The following is a 17,837-nucleotide window of genomic DNA, read 5'->3' as shown; positions in this document are numbered from 1 at the left end:
TTGACAGGGTGTTTTTTATTGGGTAGCAAATCGTTCGAAAAATTGCTTGAATTAAAACCACCTCATTTAATTTCCACGCAACCCACTCTTCCTCCGGCATTTCCGGTCGGTTGGGTATGGAAATCATCTTCTTTGGCATGGATGATCAAGGTTTTACCGAGGATGTTTTTGGACTCATCTTTGCAGCCGATGCACCATTTGTCTGTGCTGAAAACTTTTCTGGCAGTTCCGTCTTGGTCCGCATTCAAATTTCCAATATCGCCAATATGGAACTCGCCGGTTCCCCATCTTCCGTGTTGATGAGAGGTCGGATTCCAGTGGCCACCTGCGGAACTAGCATCTGCTGCGGAGCAATCCCCTTTTTCATGGATGTGGACCGCGTGAATTCCCGGGGTTAATTTATAGACATTCAAATCCATTTTCACGGTTTTTCCCGTTTGTACAAACTTCACGGTTCCCTGGGTATTGGTTCCGCTTTTTGCGTCGATGGCGTAATTTCTTGTAGTAGTGCAAGATACAGCCAAAACTCCGCTCAATGCAAGCAATGATAGTTTTGTGGCGTTCATAATAGTATTTTTTTAATTGTTTATGATGTTTCCAATTTAAGGAAAGTTTTCCAAAAAAACCTTTCAGTCCCAATTTTTGACGTTTCAGAATAAATTACTTTTACAGCAAAATATTTGACTTTACTTTTGAACCGTAAAAATCAAATTCCATGAAACACAAAAGCATCAAAAATCTTACCATCCTGCTTTTCACCACTTTAAGCTTTATGCTGAATGCGCAAATTACCATTTCCGGAAAAGTCAACTTCAAGAACAAGGGCGTCAAAGATATTTCCGTGACCTTAAAAGACACTTATGACGGAGCCACCACTGATGAAAAGGGAAATTATTCCTTTCAAACCACGGAAAAAGGAAATCAAACCCTGGTTTTTTCCAATCCGAAATTTGAGGAGGTTGAAAAATCCATCTCCATCGGCGATGAACCGTTAACCGCGAATGCAGATCTTAAAGAACAGATTTCAGAAATTGCGGCGGTGACAATCTCCGCAGGTGCCATCGAAGCAAGTGACAAAAAAAGAGCAACCGCGCTGCTCACTCCAATCGACATTTACACCACCGCGGGAGCAGATGGACAAATTTCATCGGCACTAAACTATCTTCCGGGGGTTCAGAAAGTAGGAGAAAGCGAAGGACTTTTCGTTCGGGGCGGAACCGGTGCAGAAACCAAAATCTTTATGGACGGAAGTTTAATCAACAACTATTTTTCAAATTCGGTTCCGGGAATTGCCGGAAGAGACCGCTTCAACACCTCTTTGTTCAGAGGAAATATCTTTTCAAGTGGCGGTTATTCCGCGATCTACGGACAGGCGCTTTCCGGAGTTTTGATTTTAGAAAGTGTGGATCTGCCCTCTACCACTTCTTACGATTTTGGGATTTCTCCCCTTTTCGCGAGCGGAAGTTACCAGAAACTTTCCGACCGAAAAACCTATTCATTTGGAACGAGTTTGAGTTATTTCAACCTGGATTTGATTCAAAAAATTTTCAAATACAATACCAATTTTACCAAACCCGCGCAAGGTTTTGGAGGCGATGCCAATTTTAGGATAAAGACCAAATCCGGTGGCATGCTGAAATATTACATGAATTTTGACAAGAACCAAATGGCTGTAAAATCATTGAGTCTGGAACCGGAATATGATCAGACCAAAGTAGATTTGAATGCCGCCAATATGTATCACAACTTTTCATTTAGGCAAAAATTAGGCAGCTATTTGCTGAATGTTGGTACATCTTATTCATTAAATGATTCCAAACTTCATTTTTCAACCTTTAAAAATGAATTAGAAACGCCTCAAACCGATTTCAACAACAAGGGAAATTATTTCAACCTTAAAACGGTTATGGAACGGAAAATTAACAGAATCAGTGCCGTTCGTGGCGGATTTGAATTCAATAATGCCCATGAAACCAATAATTTTGGGAAAAACTACACCGATTTGATTTCTTCGGGATTTGCAGAAACTGATATGGGATTCAGCAATAATCTTTCGGCAAAAGTCGGTTTAAGGGTAGAGCATTCTTCCTATTTGAATAAAACCAATTTTGCTCCCAGATTGGCTTTGGCTTATCGACTGGCAAAAGATTGGACCTCTTCACTGGCTTACGGAATTTTCTACCAAAATCCTGAAAGCAAATATTTGAATTCCGAAGCGCCATTAACTTTCCAAAAAGCGGAACACTACATTTTCCAGGTGCAGAAAACCTCTGAAGGAAGAAGTTTCCGGCTAGAAGCATTTTACAAGGATTATCAAAAACTGACCAAAACCATTGGAGATCAATACGTTCAAACCGCTATTAACAATGATGGAAACGGAATTGCCAAAGGTGCAGAAATTTTTTGGCGAGACAAAAAGACCTTTAAAAACATCGACTACTGGATTTCTTATTCATTATTAGACACCAAAAGAGACTTTATGAACTATCCTGTTTCGCTCACGCCAAGCTTTGCCGCAAAACATACGCTTTCCATAGTGGCGAAGAAATTCGTGACCGACTGGAAAACGGGTTTCAACCTTTCCTACACTTATGCTTCCGGAAGACCGTATTATGACATCGTTTCGCAAAACGGAACCAATATTCTTCGGCAGGAAGGAACCGTGAAAGATTACAGCGGATTAAATTTCAGCCTGAATTACCTGCCGAATTTGGGTAAAAAGGATTCCAAAGCGTTTACGGTATTTGTTTTAAGCGTGTCCAATATCTTAGGAAATAAAAATATCTATGGATACCAGTTTTCGAATGACGGATTGAGAAGCTCTGCGGTATTGCCGCCGGTGAATACGTTTGTTTTTGTAGGCGCTTTCATCAGTTTTGGAGTGGATAAGACGAATGATGCAATCAATAATAATCTTTAGAAATGTGAACTTCGAAATTAGAGTGACGAAAATGCAATTCAGCAACCCATTTCAACCCATCAGAAAAAATTAATTTTCAGTAATAAACTTTTGAAATACCTTTGATTCATCAAAACAACAACAATTAAATTCCAATAAAATGAGAAAACTATTCTTAGCAACTGTGCTGTTCATAGGAGTTACCGCATTTGCACAAACCGCTTATGAAAAGGCGATGAGCGAAAAAGTAGCCAAAGTGGAAAGCCATCTTTCGGCAGACGATTTCACCGCGCTTTCCAATGATTTTACCAGAATCGGCGACAAGGAGAAAACACAATGGCTTCCCTATTATTACGCCGCGTTTTCCTCGATCCAAAAAGGGAGAATCGCGATGCGCGAAGGAAGAACCGCAGATTTAGATCCAATTGCGGACGAGGCGCAAAAAAATTTGGACAAGGCATCAGAACTAAGCAAAGACAATCCGGAAATCCTGATTCTGCAAAAAATGGTTCATGGCCTGAAAATGATGGTGAATCCACAGCAACGTTTTATGAGCGAAGGAATGTTGGCTGCAGAAGCGCTAAGCAAGGCTGAAAAATTAGATTCCGAAAATCCGCGAATCACCTTGATGAAGGCAGAAGACACCTATTTCACTCCGGAACAGTTTGGCGGCAGCAAAACCAGGGGATTGGAATTGTTCCAGAAATCTTTGGACCAGTTTAATGTTTACAAAACCAAAACTTCACTCGACCCAAACTGGGGAAAAGCGGAAGCGGAATATTTTCTGGCCAATAAACCGTAACTTAATTTTAATAATGACGAAATCTCCTGAAAATTCGGGAGATTTTTTTGTTTAATTCCCCTCGTATTTCGTGGGATTTAGCAGATCAACTTTAAGTTTCTGCAAGCTGCGATATTTGTGAAATCAGCGGAACGAAAAAAATATCATAATCCATACACAATCCCCACCTGTGGAACAAATCCACCACCAAAAACGGATTTTTCTTTTTGGTAAAGCACATTATACATTCCGCCAATCTGAATATAGGTTCTATTGCCCAATTGCTGCATATAGCCGCCGCCGAGATAGAGCGCAGCTTCATTTCCAGAGTATTTTTGATCGGTCGATTTATTGGTTTGGTTTATGAAATATTCCTGGAACATTCCACCCAAAAAGAAACTTCTGGAAAAATAGTAATTCACAAAAGGACCAACCCCAATCATGGTGGAGGAATAATAAGAAGAATTGCTCCAGGAGAAACTTCCGGCAACTCCAGCCTCGAAATCATCTGTGATTCTGTATCCAACTCTCGGTGTGATGTAAACCGTGGTTCCACCGCCGCCGCTACCGAAGGATCCCCCTAAACCGGCATATCCGCCGAAAGTCCATTTCGAGTCACCATCTCCGATTTTGGATGAACCACTGATTTGCGCATTCCACATCAACCCAAAAAACATCAAGGAAAATAAAAGTATTTTTTTCATCATAACTGTTTCAATAGCAATTTCTATGATCCAAATTTATATTATTTATTTCAATAAAGTATCGATAGTATTTAAAATCGTAAATTTGCGCCGCCAAACTTTCCCTTGACGAAAGCGTAGCATTTTTATGAAAATAGTAGTAGGACTTTCCGGCGGTGTCGATTCTTCTGTAGCCGCCTATCTTTTACAACAGCAAGGGCATGAAGTGATTGCACTTTTCATGCGAAACTGGAACGATGCATCCGTCACTTTGGAGGACGAATGTCCGTGGATCGAGGACAGCAACGATGCTTTGATGGTTGCCCAGAAACTGGGAATCCCTTTCCAGGTCATCGATATGAGCGAACTTTACAAAGAAAAAATCGTGGATTATATGTTCGCCGAATACCAAAAAGGCAGAACCCCAAATCCGGATGTGCTCTGCAACCGAGAAGTGAAATTCGATGTTTTTTTGAAAACCGCACTTTCTTTAGGTGCAGATAAAGTCGCAACCGGACATTATGCAAGAGTTGATTCCACTTTTGACGAAAATGGTCAGGAGGTTTTCCATTTGCTGGCCGGAAAAGACCACAATAAAGATCAGTCATATTTTTTGTGTCAACTGAATCAGGAGCAGCTTTCGAAAGCATTGTTCCCAATCGGTGAACTGACCAAACCCGAAGTTCGCGAAATCGCAAAAGAAATCGGATTGGTAACTGCAGATAAAAAAGATTCGCAAGGGCTGTGCTTTATCGGCAAAGTGAGTTTGCCCACATTTCTTCAACAACAACTGGAACCAAAAGAGGGCGAAATTGTAGAAATTTTTGATGATTTCTTTGAATTTCATCAAGAAAAGCCCGCATTTTCATCAAAATTGGATGAATTGCAGTTTCTCTCAAAAAAGATAGATTACCGAAAAACGGACGGAAAAGTGATCGGAAAACATCAAGGTGCACATTACTTCACCATCGGTCAAAGCAAAGGTTTGGGAATTGGCGGACATAAAGAATCTTGCTTCATTATCCATCGCGACATGCAAAACAATCTGCTTTTTGTGGGCGAAGGAAAAAATTTCCCCGGACTTTTCCGCAAAGCCTTAAAAATAGAAAACACCGAAGTTCATTGGGTTCGGGAAGATCTGCGCCTAAAAAATGGAGAATCTATGAAAGTACAGGCAAGAATCCGATACCGGCAACCTTTGGAAAATGCTACACTTTATCAGTTTGAAGACGGTTTTTTCATCGAGTTTGAAAATCCGCAATCCGCGATTGCCGAAGGACAGTTTGCCGCTTGGTATTTGGGGGATGAATTGTTGGGAAGCGGCGTGATTTCTTAGAAAACCGGAAGACCAAATCAGGGAAAATCTATTTTTTTCAGACTTCTTGGATCTGTTTCGATTAATCAGCTTATCTGCTCAACCAATCCTTGAAATCCTTCACGCGATCTCGGCTTACCGTGATTTCTTCCTCCGGCTGAAAATGGAGTTCGACTTTGTAATAAGGCGAAGTGTGGATATTTTTGATATAATCCGAGTTGAGGATAAACTGTCGGTTCACACGGAAAAATTTCTTTTCGTCCAGAACTTCCTGCAATTCATCCAAAGTGAAATCCGTGGGGAAAGTCCGTTCTTTTGTTTGCAGATAAACAATTTTGTTTTCGCTGAAAAAACAGGAAACCTCATCAGTCTGAACGATTTTCAAATTATAGCCGATCTTAACTAAAATCCGCGAAAGCTGTTGTTTATCACTTTTAATTAAATCTTTGATTTCGTGTGAATTAGGAGGACTTGCAGTGGGTAAGAAACTTTTATACTTTTCAATGGCATTTTTCAAATCTTCTTCCATAATGGGTTTTAAAAGATAATCGATGGAATTGAGTTTGAATGCTTTCAAAGTATATTGGTCAAAAGCGGTGGTATAAATAATGAAACTTTTGGTGGGAACTTTTTCAAAGATGTCAAAAGACAGTCCGTCGCCCAAAACAATGTCCGAAAAGATCAGATCCGGATGCTGATTTTCTGAAAACCACTCAATTCCTTCTTCCACGGAATTTATCGTTGCAACTAATTCTAAATCAGCAAATAAACCCAATAATCTTTCGAGTTTTCTTGCGGCGGGTTTTTCATCTTCGATGATGGCGATGCGGATCATAATTTTTTTTGAAAAAGTTTAATTGTTGAAGGTTGTTTAAGAAATATCCAGTAATCTATTGCTGTATTGAAATTACCGATTCTTCTGCATAAACTGCCTAATTTTCCTTTCTTCCCAATCTTTTCCGAAAATAAAATTCGGTAGAAAGACAGACAGCGCATGAGCAAGCAACCCAATCCCCCAAAGTAAAGGGGTGAGAAAACTCCAATATGCAATCTCTGATCCTTTGCTGAAATTTAGGCCGAACAAAAGCAGGTTCACCATGACGAAAACGGTAACATGGATATAGAATCCTTTCATCTCTTTCACCCGTTTTTTCGCCCTTTGATATTGAATGTTATTTTCCATCATTATGATATTTTTTCAGGAGTTCGTCCATCTTTTTTTCTTCCCAATTCCGAAAGAAAAATACGCTTACCAAATGAATGATGATTACCAATCCCCACAAAATCGCAGTGGAATAGGTCATCACATCTGCAAACCCATGTTTTTTGCTGTTCGCAAAAATAATGACCGGATTGATGATTAAATAAACTGCTAGATGGATATAAAACCCTTTCAGTTGCTTCAATCTCCTTTGGGCACGAAGATACTTTAAGTTTTCGTTAGAATTTTCCATTTCAAAATTATTTCCAGTTTCCGGAATTCTGCTCTTTTTCCATCAGTTTGCGGATCTGCTTTTCTTCCCAGTTATTGCCAATTCCAAACGTTTTAATTGCATGAGAAATCACCCCGATTCCCCAACCGAACATCGGCCAAAATGCCCACCAATAATGGGGTGAAGTTTTCCAGTTGATCAGGAACAAAAACGGGATGAAAATACAGTAAGAGATCAGGTTTCCATAAAATCCTTTGAGCTCCTCTACTCTTTTTGCGGCTTTCTCATAGGCCGCCATTTCGATGGTGTTTTGGGTATTCATTTCTGTGATTTTTTCAGTTAGAATTGGAATTTTTACTTTGAAATGGCTTTCAGATTTTTCAATAAAGACATTCCTTTTCGTCATTAAAGAATAGCGTTGAACGATATTTGCAAGTCCGATTCCTGCGCTTTCTTTCACCTGTTCTCTCGCCTGAAGGTTGTTTTCGATGATGAGATTCCCGTTCTCAGAATAAATTTTAATGGTCAATGGTTTTGCGGAAGTCGCATAATTGTGCTTTATGCAGTTTTCCAACAACAATTGCAGCGAAAGCGGAACCACAAATCCCTTTCTGTCTCCATCATTCACCAGAAATTCAAAACTCACGCTGTCCTCAAATCTAGTTTTCAACAGATCGCAGTAGGTTTTCGCAAAATCGATCTCTTCCTCCACGGTGACCAGGTCTTTATCCTTTTGCTCCAAAACATATCTATAAATCTTGGACATTGCCGAGGTAAAGCTTTGTGCTTGATTGGGGTTTTCATCAATCAAAGCACTTAAAACATTCAGCGAATTAAAAAGAAAATGCGGATCGAGTTGGTTTTTCAAAGATTCAAACTGCGCGTTTGCAGATTTGGCGATGAGTTTCTGTTCCACCACTTCCTTTCGGGATGCCTTTTTCCACTCGTTCATGAAACTTCTCGCATGCAGGAACGTGGAAATCAGCAAAGCGATATTGATAATCAGCCAGTTTACAAATCCTATGGATCCTTTAAAAAAACCAGCCGGGGATATTCCCTGAATCAGGACAAAATTGACATAATTACAAAACAAAACCAGCACCACATTCACCAGCAAAATAGCGATCATGCCTAATACAGTCCGCGTTCTGGTCTGGTCGATCCATGAGTATTTCTTGCTCAGAAAACTATTGACCAAACCATTTCCGCCACCGATCAGGAAACTGTAAAGCGATGCGACCAAAAAGCTGATTACCAGGTTCTGCAGAGATTTTTCATCCGAGAAAAACAGGAAGAAAAACAATCCGGTGATGCCGGAAACCCAAAGCAGCGTGATGGTTTCTTTTCTAGTCATTTTCTAAAATTATGAAATTTTTGAGTTCCTGTGGAAATTATTTCTTCAAATACTCCTGAATTTTTCTTTCTTCCCAGGCTTTACCAAAAATCCGGTCTGCCCCGAAAACGGAGAGTCCATGTGCAAGCAATCCGATTCCCCAGAAAAATGCAGTCGCATAGGTATCGAAATTAAAAAGATTTGCAGCATTTTCATAAAGGTTCCCAAAGATAATTGTGCAATTTACAAGCACGTAAACCGCCGAGTGAATATAAAATCCTCTTATTTTTCTTACTTTTCGTTGGGCATTTAAGAACTTTTGGTGTTCTGCGGCGCTATTGCTGTATGTTCTCATTTTTTCACTTTTTTATGGGAAAATCCCTTTGATTTTTAATGGCGTAAAGGTATTTCGGTTTTCGCTGCATTCAAACATTTTCTTACCGAAGGGTAGATTTTGGAAACCGAATGGGAACTGATAGAAAAAGGATAGTGGAAAAACAAAAAAATCTCACATTGCTGTGAGATTTTGTTTTGAAAGTGGGTCCTGAGGGATTCGAACCCCCGACCCTCTGGGTGTAAACCAGATGCTCTGAACCAACTGAGCTAAGAACCCTTTCCGTTTTTGGTTCGGCAAATATACAAGGTTTTTTTATTTTGACAAATTTTTTTCTAAAAATTCTCCCACTACAAAGTTACTTCCGCCGATAAATATCATTTCGCCTTTTTTAATAGCTTGTCTTGCAGAAAGATACCCACTTTCCACATCGTCAAAAATTTTGTAGTTTATTTTAGAATTCTTGAGCAAGTTTTCATAATCTGACGGATGTCGACCACGGCTGATCGCCGGTTTCACAAAATAAAAGGTGGAATTTCCCGGAAGAATCTGCAAAACCTCATCGATTTTTTTATCGTTCACAAAACCTAAAACAATATGCTTAAATCGAGAAATCGCATTTAGTTGCTCGAAAACCATCTCCAATCCGGCCTGGTTATGTGCGGTATCACAAATGGTAAGTGGATTATCTGAAAATTCAAACCAGCGACCGATGAAATTGGTGTTACGGTGAACATTCATTAAGCCGTTCATTACATTTTCATTGGAAATTTCCAAACCCTGTTTTCTCAATTCTTCCACCAAAGCCAAAACGACCCGGATATTTTTTTTCTGGTAATTTCCCTTCAAATCGGACTTAAAATTGGGTGTAATTAAGGTCGCATCAATGAATGAGGTATTTCTTTTTCTAGCGGTCTCAGAAATTATATTTTTTACCGTATCATTTTCGTCTCCTGAAATAATCGGAACATTCTCCTTGATGATACCCGCTTTTTCTTTTGCAATTTCTTCGATCGTGTTCCCTAAAATATTCTGATGATCGAGCTGCACATTTGTGATTGCAGAAACCAAAGGATGGATGATATTCGTGGAATCCAGTCTTCCGCCCAAACCGACTTCAATGATGGCATAATCCACTTTTTGTTGGTAAAAATATTCAAACGCCATAATCGTGGTAAATTCAAAAAAAGACGGACGAATTTCTTCGGGCAGTTTCCTGAGTTTTTGGATAAAGTCATAGACAAATTCCTTGTCGCAATTCTCGCCATTAACTTTGATTCTCTCTGTAAAATCAATCAGATGCGGAGAATTGTACAACCCGACTTTATATCCCGATTCCCGCAAAACCGAAGCCAGCATGTTGCTCGTGGAACCTTTTCCATTAGTTCCGCCTATGTGTATGGTTTTGATTTTATCTTGCGGGTTTCCGAAATAGGCGCAAAGTCTGGTGATATTGTCAAGCCCAGGTTTGTAGGCTTTTTGTCCGTCTGTTTGGTAATTCGGCATCTGCACGAAAAGCCATTCGATGGATTCTTGATAACTTTGTTTAAAGTCGGAGGACTGGGGTATGAGGTTCTGGTCGCTCATTAAAAAGTAATCCTGTAAGTTCCTGTGGAAGCAGAGCTTGCTTTTTCCGCCTTCACATATCGTTTCACCCAATCCACGGACGTATTCACCACACATTGATCTGAAACGCCGCTTGCACGTTTTGCGGAAATCACATTTCCGGCTTTATCCACGGTATAAGCAATATTGATAGTTCCGCTTGCCGAACAGTTGTGCGACGGTTGTGCGCCGCCTCTTCCCATGGTTCCGGGAATAAATCCGACGAGTTTTCGATCCACACCGATTTTGCTGTCCCCGTTTCCATCACCGCCAAGTGGATCGCCTGCATTTCCTGCAATGCCGTCTTTTCCTTGAGTTCCGGGCTTTGTTCCTCTTCCCTTGATCAAGTTTCCTATTGCGGCAGTTCCTTTTCCATCCCCTGTTCCTGTGCCGGAGTTTGCCGCAGAAGCTTTCGTACCCGGAGTTTTAGCAGAGGTCTCTTTCTTTGGAGATGCTTTTGCGACTGTTTTTATTTCCGTGGCTTTTTCAATTTTAGGGGCGGAAACTTTGGCGTTGTCTCCGGTTATAATCTTTTCTTTGGCGGGTTTCGCAGGTTCTGGAGCGGGTTCCAGTTTTGTATTGGGAGTGGGTTCGGCAACTGGTTCAGCAACGGTTTCATCGCTTTTTGCAGCCAGACTCCCATCTTGTGAAGCGGGTTCTTCTTCGCCATTTCCGTTTCGATTGTCACCGAAGTTGATGAGCATAGTGGTGACCACTTCCTTCTTCTCGGGAATATGCTGCCTAATGGTATAGGTAAAGACAAAAAGGAGAATCAGTGCCCAAATAATTCCAGTGATTATGGCACTTTTCAGCTGATCCTTGCTGTCATCTTTATCGTAATAATTGTAACTGGTCATTCTTTCTTATTCTTCGCGGGAGGTGGCAATTGCTATATTCAGCTTGTGCTTTTCCGCAATCTCCATCACAAAAACCACGTCTTTGTGAAGTGAATTTTTGTCCGCACGAATCGTAAATGATTTATTTTTAGCATTTTGCATGTTTTTCACCACCACTGATTCCAAATCTTCCTTTTTCACCGGTTGATCATCTACAAAATAAGTACCGTCTTCCTTAATGGAGACCACCATTTCATTAGGTATGTTTGGGTTTTGCACGTCGCCTTTCGGTAATTTCACATCAATCGCGCTTTGATTCGCCACAGAAGAGGTCACCATAAAAAAGATGAGCAACAATAGAATTACGTCCACCATTGCGGCAAGACTGAAATCAGGATTTGCTTTATTTCTTCTTTTAAAGTTCATTTTTTAGGCGGGCTTATTGATAATGTCCAGGAAATCAGTAGAAAGGTGCTGGATTTTCAGGACAAACTTATCGATTTTGGTCAATAGCAAGTTGTAAAAAAAGTTGGAAGGAATCGCCACCGCCAAACCGGTCGCAGTTTGACCCAAAGCTGTATAAATCCCTTCTGATAAAGTTTTGGGGGAAAATGACCCTTCAGCATTGGACATGGCAAAGAAAGTCATGATGATTCCGATTACTGTACCCAAAAGTCCCAACATCGGTGCCAAACTCGGAACCGAAGCCAATAAGTTCAGATTTTTTTCCAATTTAGAAACCTCAATCTGCCCCTGGCTTTCCATCGCGCTCACAATATCTGAAATCGGTCTTCCGATTCTGGTAATTCCTTTTTCCAAAATTCTCGCTTCCGGCGTATTCTGTCTTTCACAATAATCCACCGCAGCCTGGATTTTTCCCTCCTGAAGCATGTCTGCAATATTGTTCATCAAATTGATGTCGTTGATCTTAAGCATCCGATTGATGTAAAATAGTCTTTCGAAAAAGATGTATAAAGCAAAAACACCTAAGGCGAGAACAGTGATCATCACCACGTTTGCAAAAAGGTTCCCATGAAACATGATTTTCCAGAAAGAAAAAACGGTTTCCTGTGCTTGAGGATTCATGGGTTGAACGGCGGTTTGTAGAAACATTTAAAATTATTTTTTATTAAAAACTAACGGAATAACCTTCTTTATATTGCAAAACATGGACGCTAAAGGTGGTCAATGAAATGGCTTGTAAATTCAAGGCGGGTTATTTTTTCAGAAAAATGGGATTCCCATCATTAAAATTAGCTTTAATGAAGGAAAATCCTTTGGAAAAAGCGCAGATCAAAATTTGACCAACTAGTCCTCTTCCACCACAATTTCATCCTGTTTGAAATTGCATTTTAACTTAAACGGAATGGGATCTTCGGAACCGGTGTAGAAATCGTCGATATTCCCCTTCCAACAAAGCTGAAGTTCGCCATCATCATCCTTTTCAAAGGAGAGTTCGCTGTCATAAAGATAGGCGTCTTCGTCATCAAAAAGGTCCACATCGGTATAGGTTTCCTCATCAGAATCATTAATTGTAAAGGTTTTCCCCGCAATTTCTGAATCATCGATTGGGAAATCAAAAACATTCAGAGAAAGCTGCGGAAAATTATACTGTAGCGAGTCATCATCCACATGATCCACAGAATCGTCGGTAATGATTTCAACTTCCAGGAAATGTTCTTTGTTGGTATAAACCGCTTTGCAATAAGTGCTTTTGATGTTGTATTTAAGGGTTTCTTCGGGGTGGTAGATTTTTAAAATCCCTTTCATTTCTAAAGAAAAAATTTGTGTTATTTAATTGGTAATTAAACTTATTAAGCAAAGATAGAAAATTGGTGGAACGTGCAAAACTTTTTTTGGGGACAAGTTACGGGAACTCACATGGTGTAACCTGAATCTCGAAACTTTTCCTAATTTAGCATTTCAAAATTTTTAAAATGAAGAAAGTCTTTTTGAAAAGCATTCCATTTATCATTCTCGCATTAATGGTGGTAAGCTGCAAGAAATCCGACACACCGTTAGCAGAAGTCCAACCGGTACAGCTGGATTCGATCGCTGCCAATTATTATGAACAATACCTGAAGCTTTATCCGCTTGAAGCAACTGCGCAAGGCGATTTGCGGTACAATGACCAATTGCCGATCAATATTGACAAAGATTTTATTTCCGGCGAAATTGCATTTTATAACTCTGTGCAAAAACAACTGAAAAATGTACAGTACACCAATTTGACTGACGACCAGAAAACCGTTTATGATGTTTTAGATTACACTTTAAAAGACAAAATAGAGCGGTACGCATATCATCCTGAATACATCCCTTTTACCCAATTTGGTGGATTACCGCTCGATTTTCCCTTGCTTGGAAGTGGCGAGGGAAGCCAGCCCTTTAAAACCGAGAAAGATTACGATGATTGGTTAAAAAGGGTGGAAAAATTTCCAATCTGGATGGATGCGGCGATTGAAAACTTCAGAGCCGGAATCAAGGCGAATTATGTGTTGCCGAAAAAACTCGTGGCAAAAATGATTACACAGATGAGGGCCGATGAAATCAACACTTCTGACTTTAACAAAAATATATTTTTTGGCCCCATCAAACATTTTCCAAAAAACTTTACGGCAGAACAAAAAGATAAATACACCGTTCTATTTAAGGACATAATCGCCAAAAAAATCATCCCAAGTTATCAGAAAATGGGTAATTTCCTGGAAACCGAATACTTGCCAAAAGCTCGTGATACAGATGGAATCAACGCATTGCCGAAAGGAAATGAAATCTATGCATACTATGTGAAAAGCTGGACCACCACTGGAAAAACACCCGAAGAAATCAACCAAATCGGTTTGGAGCAAGTCGCAATGTTGAGAAACGAAATGGAAAAAGTGAAACAGCAAGTGGGGTTCAATGGGACTTTGGAGCAATTCATCAACCATTTGAAAGAAGACCCGAAAGCGATGCCTTATAAAACCAACAAGGAAGTTCTGGACGCTTTCAATGCAGTTTTGACGAAAATCACACCAAAACTGAAAACGATGTTTTCCGTCACGCCGAAGACCCCTTTCGAAATTAGACAAACCGAAAAATTCCGCGAAGCAACCGCAAGTGCGGAATACATCCAGGGAACTCCAGACGGAAAAAGACCGGGAATCTTCTATATTCCTCTTCCAGACCCGAAAAAATACAATGTGACTTCCGGCATGGAATCACTCTTTCTACATGAGGCAATTCCGGGTCATCACTACCAGATTTCCCTGCAGCAGGAGAACACAAAACTTCCGAAGTTCATGCGATTCGGATGGTTCGGCGCTTATGGAGAAGGTTGGGCGCATTATTGCGAAACTTTGGGTCCAGAATTCGGGCTTTATACCGATCCTTACCAAAAAATGGGTTATTTGAGCGACCAAATGTTGCGTGCGGTCCGACTCGTGGTGGATACAGGAATTCACACCGGAAAAATGACTCGAGAAGAGGCGATCAAATATTTTCTGAGCAATATAGCCTATGACGAAGCAGGCGCGACCGCAGAAATAGAGCGGTATATGGCGATGCCTGGACAAGCTTTAGGCTATAAAATCGGTTCGTTGAAAATCCGCGAACTTCGTGACAAGTACCAAATGCAGCTGGGACAGAAATTCAGTCTGGCAAAATTTCATGACGAAGTGCTGAACCAGGGCTGCCTTCCACTGGATGTTTTGGACAGAAAAATGGAAAACTGGGCTAAGAAACAGTAAATTTCCTTATGATTTCAAAATAATTTTCCATCACGAAAGAATTATTTTTCTACCGTGATGGATTTTTTTTGGAAGTATTTTTCCAGCTGATCGTTGGTATAAGATTTTGGTTCGCCTAATGCTGATAATTCGTCAAAATAGAGCACTTTAGGAACTTCCGATATTTTGGGAACCACCACCGAATCTGTTCGGGATGTTCGAATTCGGTCAATCCTGTCAGCGATTTCCCCATCATACTTTGCCAAATCTGTTTTAAATAATTCATTCCCAATATCATACATATTGAAATTGAAGTCGAAAGCAGAAAATTTATCAGGAAAAACGTGAATTTTTGGAAGTATTAAAACCAAAAGGCTCATCCACCAAAATTTTTTCAATTTCACATTAAAAAAAGAAACCACCAAAACAGCAGACGTGAGGAAATAAAAAACCTGTATGTTTTCAAACTGTCTTCCGATTCTATTCATTAAAAACGCTAGAAATATCATCGGAATGAATGAGATTACCCAGACAACAATTAGATTCTTTCGATCAAATCTCGCACTAATTTCCATCAGCTCCTTTTCGAAAACCTTAATAAATAAAGGTAAAATCAAAATGCACTTTAAGGTCAGATGAAAGAGATTCATGATCAAAAAAACAGCCCGTTTTGCCCATAAAATAATGAACTCATCATTATTTTCTGCCATTCTGCCAAAATTTCCGGGAGCCAAAAAGCTGGCAAAGAGGCAAACTGTCGAAACGATGGCTAAAAGTAAATGGGCTTTGTTCCTTCTGTAAAAATAATTCACCAGTAATGATCCCTCAAGAATCAAAGCAATGATCTCGTTATTTCCAATCGTTAAAACAATAAGGATCATAGAGATATAAAGCCATCCCTTTTCTTTGCCGCTGTGGAATTTCTTTAAACAAAAAAGTAAAATTCCAGAAAAAATTACCGGCAAGAAATAGATGTTTGAACCCGTAATCCAGAAAAAATGTTCGGGAAGGCTAAGCAAAAGTACGGTGTAAAAAAAGAAAAACAAAAATGACTTCTTAAAGGAATCTGCAAGCGAATAACCAAAAAATTCCCGGAAATTTACCGCAACTACCGTGATAAATAAAACCATCAACAGCATCGGGTAAATTTTCGGGAGTAGGTTTTCAGAATCCAGGGCGACAGGATTCAGCAAATTTAGGGAATAGCCGAAATATCTTCCACCCCAATGCAGATACAGATCACAAGCTGCACCAAAAAAACCAAATTTCCTGGTAAAAAACGAGAAAATATAGTCGTCGGTTTGGTAAACATTAAAAAAAGTGAAATATCCGAACGCAACGAAAATAAGTATCGCGAAAATGAAAAGAGAGTTCTCTAGAAACCTCATTTTAAGTCAACATTCCGCCATCCACATTCAGAACCTGTCCTGTGATATAGGATGACATTTGGGAACCGAGGAAAACACAGGCATTTGCAACGTCTTCCGGTGTTCCGCCACGTTTTAATGGAATCGCATCTTTCCATCCCTGCACCGTTTTTTCGTCCAAAGCGGCAGTCATTTCAGTTTCGATAAATCCTGGTGCGATGGCATTGCAGCGGATATTTCTGGAACCCAGTTCCAAAGCGATTGATTTAGAAAATCCGATTACTCCGGCTTTTGACGCTGCGTAATTCGCCTGACCCGCGTTTCCTTTGACTCCAACTACAGAAGTCATGTTGATAATGGATCCCGATTTTGCCTTCATCATTGGTTTGATCACCGCTTTCGTAAGATTAAAAACAGAATCCAGATTCACTTTGATGATGGTGTCCCAATCTTCTTTGGACATTCTGAGCATCAAATTGTCTCGCGTGATTCCCGCATTGTTGATGAGAATATCGATCTGCCCGAATTCGGCCATCACTTCGTCCACCAACCTTTGGGCTGCATCAAAATCCGACGCATCAGATTGATAACCTTTAATTTGGGTAATTTTACTTAAATCAGATTCTAGCTCCTTCGCTTTATCCACGGATCCTGCATAGGTGAACGCAATTTTTGCTCCTTCTTTAGCAAAAACCTCTGCAATACCTTTTCCGATTCCTCTCGTCGCACCTGTAATGACGGCAACTTTTCCTTCTAATAGCTTCATATATTAAGTTGTTATTTATGAATATTTTTATATTTATTTTTTGAAGAAGGCTTTTCATTTTCCTCCTCCTTAATTTCAGAATTATTCACCACCAAAACGATCTCCCCTTTTAAAGTCTTGCTTTTAGAGAATTCAATTAATTCATTGATAGTCCCTCTTTTAGTTTCCTCAAACTTTTTGGAAATTTCTCTGCTCAAACTGATCCTGGTGTGTTCACCGAAAAATTCCTTAATCTGTTCCAAAGTAGTGTTGATTTTGTGCGGACTTTCATACAAAACAATGGTTTTCCTCTCTTCTGCCAACTGTTTCAATTTCGTTTGTCTTCCTTTTTTCTGGGGCAAAAAACCCGCAAAATAAAAATCGTGGTTTGGTAATCCGGAAACCACCAAAGCCGGAACAAAAGCAGTTGCTCCCGGCAAACAGATCATTTCAATATGTTCATCTGCGCAGGCTTTTGCCAAAAGATATCCGGGATCCGAAATTCCGGGTGTTCCCGCATCGGTGATGATGGCTACATTTTGCCCGTTTTTTAAATCTTCTATGATTTTCCGCGTGCTATGATGTTCATTGTGTAAGTGATACGCTTTCAGTGGTTTAACTACTTCATAGTGCTTCAGCAAAACTCCAGAAGTTCTGGTGTCTTCACATAAAATGTAGTCCACATCCTTCAAAACGTTGATCGCCCTGAAAGTCATGTCTTCCAGGTTTCCGATGGGGGTTGGTACGAAGTATAGGATTCCGCTCATGAGCTTCTCATAGATTACAAAGATTTTTA

General features: G+C 40.0%; 19 protein-coding genes and 1 tRNA gene. 4 read left to right on the top strand and 16 right to left on the bottom strand.

Going from position 1 to position 17,837, the window contains the following annotated elements; all coding sequences use genetic code 11:
- Positions 1-62 precede the first annotated feature (62 nt).
- Positions 63-566 carry a superoxide dismutase family protein gene (locus ACM44_RS07370; RefSeq protein WP_048499392.1) on the bottom strand — a complete coding sequence of 168 codons (504 nt, stop codon included), beginning with the start codon at positions 564-566 and terminating at the stop codon, positions 63-65.
- Positions 567-715: 149 nt separating this feature from the next.
- On the opposite strand from ACM44_RS07370, the gene ACM44_RS07365 reads away from it, so the two are divergent.
- Positions 716-2,920: a TonB-dependent receptor gene (locus ACM44_RS07365; RefSeq protein WP_048499391.1), complete on the top strand. Its 2,205-nt coding sequence runs from the start codon at positions 716-718 to the stop codon at positions 2,918-2,920.
- Positions 2,921-3,059: 139 nt separating this feature from the next.
- On the top strand, positions 3,060-3,701 hold the full coding sequence (locus ACM44_RS07360) for a hypothetical protein (RefSeq protein ID WP_048499390.1): 642 nt from the start codon (positions 3,060-3,062) through the stop codon (positions 3,699-3,701).
- A gap of 143 nt (positions 3,702-3,844) precedes the next feature.
- Here the strand turns inward: ACM44_RS07360 and ACM44_RS07355 are convergent, their stop codons facing one another.
- A complete protein-coding gene (locus ACM44_RS07355) occupies positions 3,845-4,384 on the bottom strand; it encodes a hypothetical protein (protein ID WP_048499389.1) in 540 nt (179 codons plus the stop codon).
- Positions 4,385-4,511: 127 nt separating this feature from the next.
- Here ACM44_RS07355 and mnmA point away from each other — a divergent pair, with 127 nt between their 5' ends.
- Positions 4,512-5,699, top strand: a complete 1,188-nt coding sequence (gene mnmA / locus ACM44_RS07350; protein ID WP_048499388.1) for a tRNA 2-thiouridine(34) synthase MnmA — start codon at positions 4,512-4,514, stop codon at positions 5,697-5,699.
- Between the two features lie 70 nt (positions 5,700-5,769).
- Here the strand turns inward: mnmA and ACM44_RS07345 are convergent, their stop codons facing one another.
- The 11 genes from ACM44_RS07345 to ACM44_RS07295 form a co-directional block, all read right to left on the bottom strand.
- Positions 5,770-6,513, bottom strand: a complete 744-nt coding sequence (locus ACM44_RS07345; RefSeq protein WP_083993667.1) for a LytR/AlgR family response regulator transcription factor — start codon at positions 6,511-6,513, stop codon at positions 5,770-5,772.
- A 72-nt stretch (positions 6,514-6,585) separates the two neighbouring features.
- On the bottom strand, positions 6,586-6,864 hold the full coding sequence (locus ACM44_RS07340) for a 2TM domain-containing protein (RefSeq protein ID WP_241477153.1): 279 nt from the start codon (positions 6,862-6,864) through the stop codon (positions 6,586-6,588).
- Positions 6,851-7,132: a 2TM domain-containing protein gene (locus tag ACM44_RS07335; RefSeq protein WP_048499387.1), complete on the bottom strand. Its 282-nt coding sequence runs from the start codon at positions 7,130-7,132 to the stop codon at positions 6,851-6,853. Before ACM44_RS07335 ends, ACM44_RS07340 begins: the two co-directional genes overlap by 14 nt.
- 7 nt (positions 7,133-7,139) lie before the next feature.
- The gene (locus ACM44_RS07330) at positions 7,140-8,465 is read right to left on the bottom strand and encodes a 2TM domain-containing protein (RefSeq protein ID WP_048499386.1); all 1,326 of its coding nucleotides are present in this window, start codon (positions 8,463-8,465) and stop codon (positions 7,140-7,142) included.
- A 37-nt stretch (positions 8,466-8,502) separates the two neighbouring features.
- Positions 8,503-8,799, bottom strand: a complete 297-nt coding sequence (locus tag ACM44_RS07325) for a 2TM domain-containing protein (protein ID WP_048499385.1) — start codon at positions 8,797-8,799, stop codon at positions 8,503-8,505.
- Positions 8,800-8,982: 183 nt separating this feature from the next.
- A tRNA-Val gene (locus tag ACM44_RS07320) sits at positions 8,983-9,057 on the bottom strand.
- Positions 9,058-9,093: 36 nt separating this feature from the next.
- Entirely contained in the window at positions 9,094-10,365 is a 1,272-nt protein-coding gene (locus ACM44_RS07315; protein WP_048499384.1) for a bifunctional folylpolyglutamate synthase/dihydrofolate synthase, read from the bottom strand.
- On the bottom strand, positions 10,365-11,240 hold the full coding sequence (locus ACM44_RS07310) for a hypothetical protein (RefSeq protein WP_048499383.1): 876 nt from the start codon (positions 11,238-11,240) through the stop codon (positions 10,365-10,367). The genes ACM44_RS07315 and ACM44_RS07310 overlap by 1 nt, the downstream gene beginning before the upstream one ends.
- Before the next feature lie 6 nt (positions 11,241-11,246).
- Positions 11,247-11,645, bottom strand: coding sequence for an ExbD/TolR family protein (locus tag ACM44_RS07305; RefSeq protein ID WP_048499382.1), 399 nt, complete (start codon positions 11,643-11,645; stop codon positions 11,247-11,249).
- Between the two features lie 3 nt (positions 11,646-11,648).
- Positions 11,649-12,332: a MotA/TolQ/ExbB proton channel family protein gene (locus tag ACM44_RS07300; protein ID WP_048499381.1), complete on the bottom strand. Its 684-nt coding sequence runs from the start codon at positions 12,330-12,332 to the stop codon at positions 11,649-11,651.
- Between the two features lie 195 nt (positions 12,333-12,527).
- Positions 12,528-12,989 carry a hypothetical protein gene (locus ACM44_RS07295; protein ID WP_048499380.1) on the bottom strand — a complete coding sequence of 154 codons (462 nt, stop codon included), beginning with the start codon at positions 12,987-12,989 and terminating at the stop codon, positions 12,528-12,530.
- Positions 12,990-13,156: 167 nt separating this feature from the next.
- Here ACM44_RS07295 and ACM44_RS07290 point away from each other — a divergent pair, with 167 nt between their 5' ends.
- A complete protein-coding gene (locus ACM44_RS07290; protein WP_048499379.1) occupies positions 13,157-14,950 on the top strand; it encodes a DUF885 domain-containing protein in 1,794 nt (597 codons plus the stop codon).
- A 41-nt stretch (positions 14,951-14,991) separates the two neighbouring features.
- On the opposite strand, the gene ACM44_RS07285 is transcribed toward ACM44_RS07290, so the two are convergent.
- Genes ACM44_RS07285 through rsmI form a run of 3 tightly spaced genes read right to left on the bottom strand, consistent with a single transcriptional unit; the run spans position 14,992 to position 17,808 of the window.
- Positions 14,992-16,317, bottom strand: a complete 1,326-nt coding sequence (locus ACM44_RS07285) for a hypothetical protein (RefSeq protein WP_048499378.1) — start codon at positions 16,315-16,317, stop codon at positions 14,992-14,994.
- 1 nt (position 16,318) lies between these two features.
- Entirely contained in the window at positions 16,319-17,062 is a 744-nt protein-coding gene (gene fabG / locus ACM44_RS07280) for a 3-oxoacyl-[acyl-carrier-protein] reductase (protein WP_048499377.1), read from the bottom strand.
- A gap of 11 nt (positions 17,063-17,073) precedes the next feature.
- Entirely contained in the window at positions 17,074-17,808 is a 735-nt protein-coding gene (gene rsmI / locus ACM44_RS07275) for a 16S rRNA (cytidine(1402)-2'-O)-methyltransferase (protein WP_048499376.1), read from the bottom strand.
- Positions 17,809-17,837: the final 29 nt, after the last annotated feature.

The organism is Chryseobacterium koreense CCUG 49689, assembly GCF_001045435.1.
Lineage (GTDB): Bacteria > Bacteroidota > Bacteroidia > Flavobacteriales > Weeksellaceae > Kaistella > Kaistella koreensis.
The sequence above is the reverse complement of the archived record's forward strand: the minus strand, read 5'-3'. Positions and strand labels throughout refer to the sequence as shown.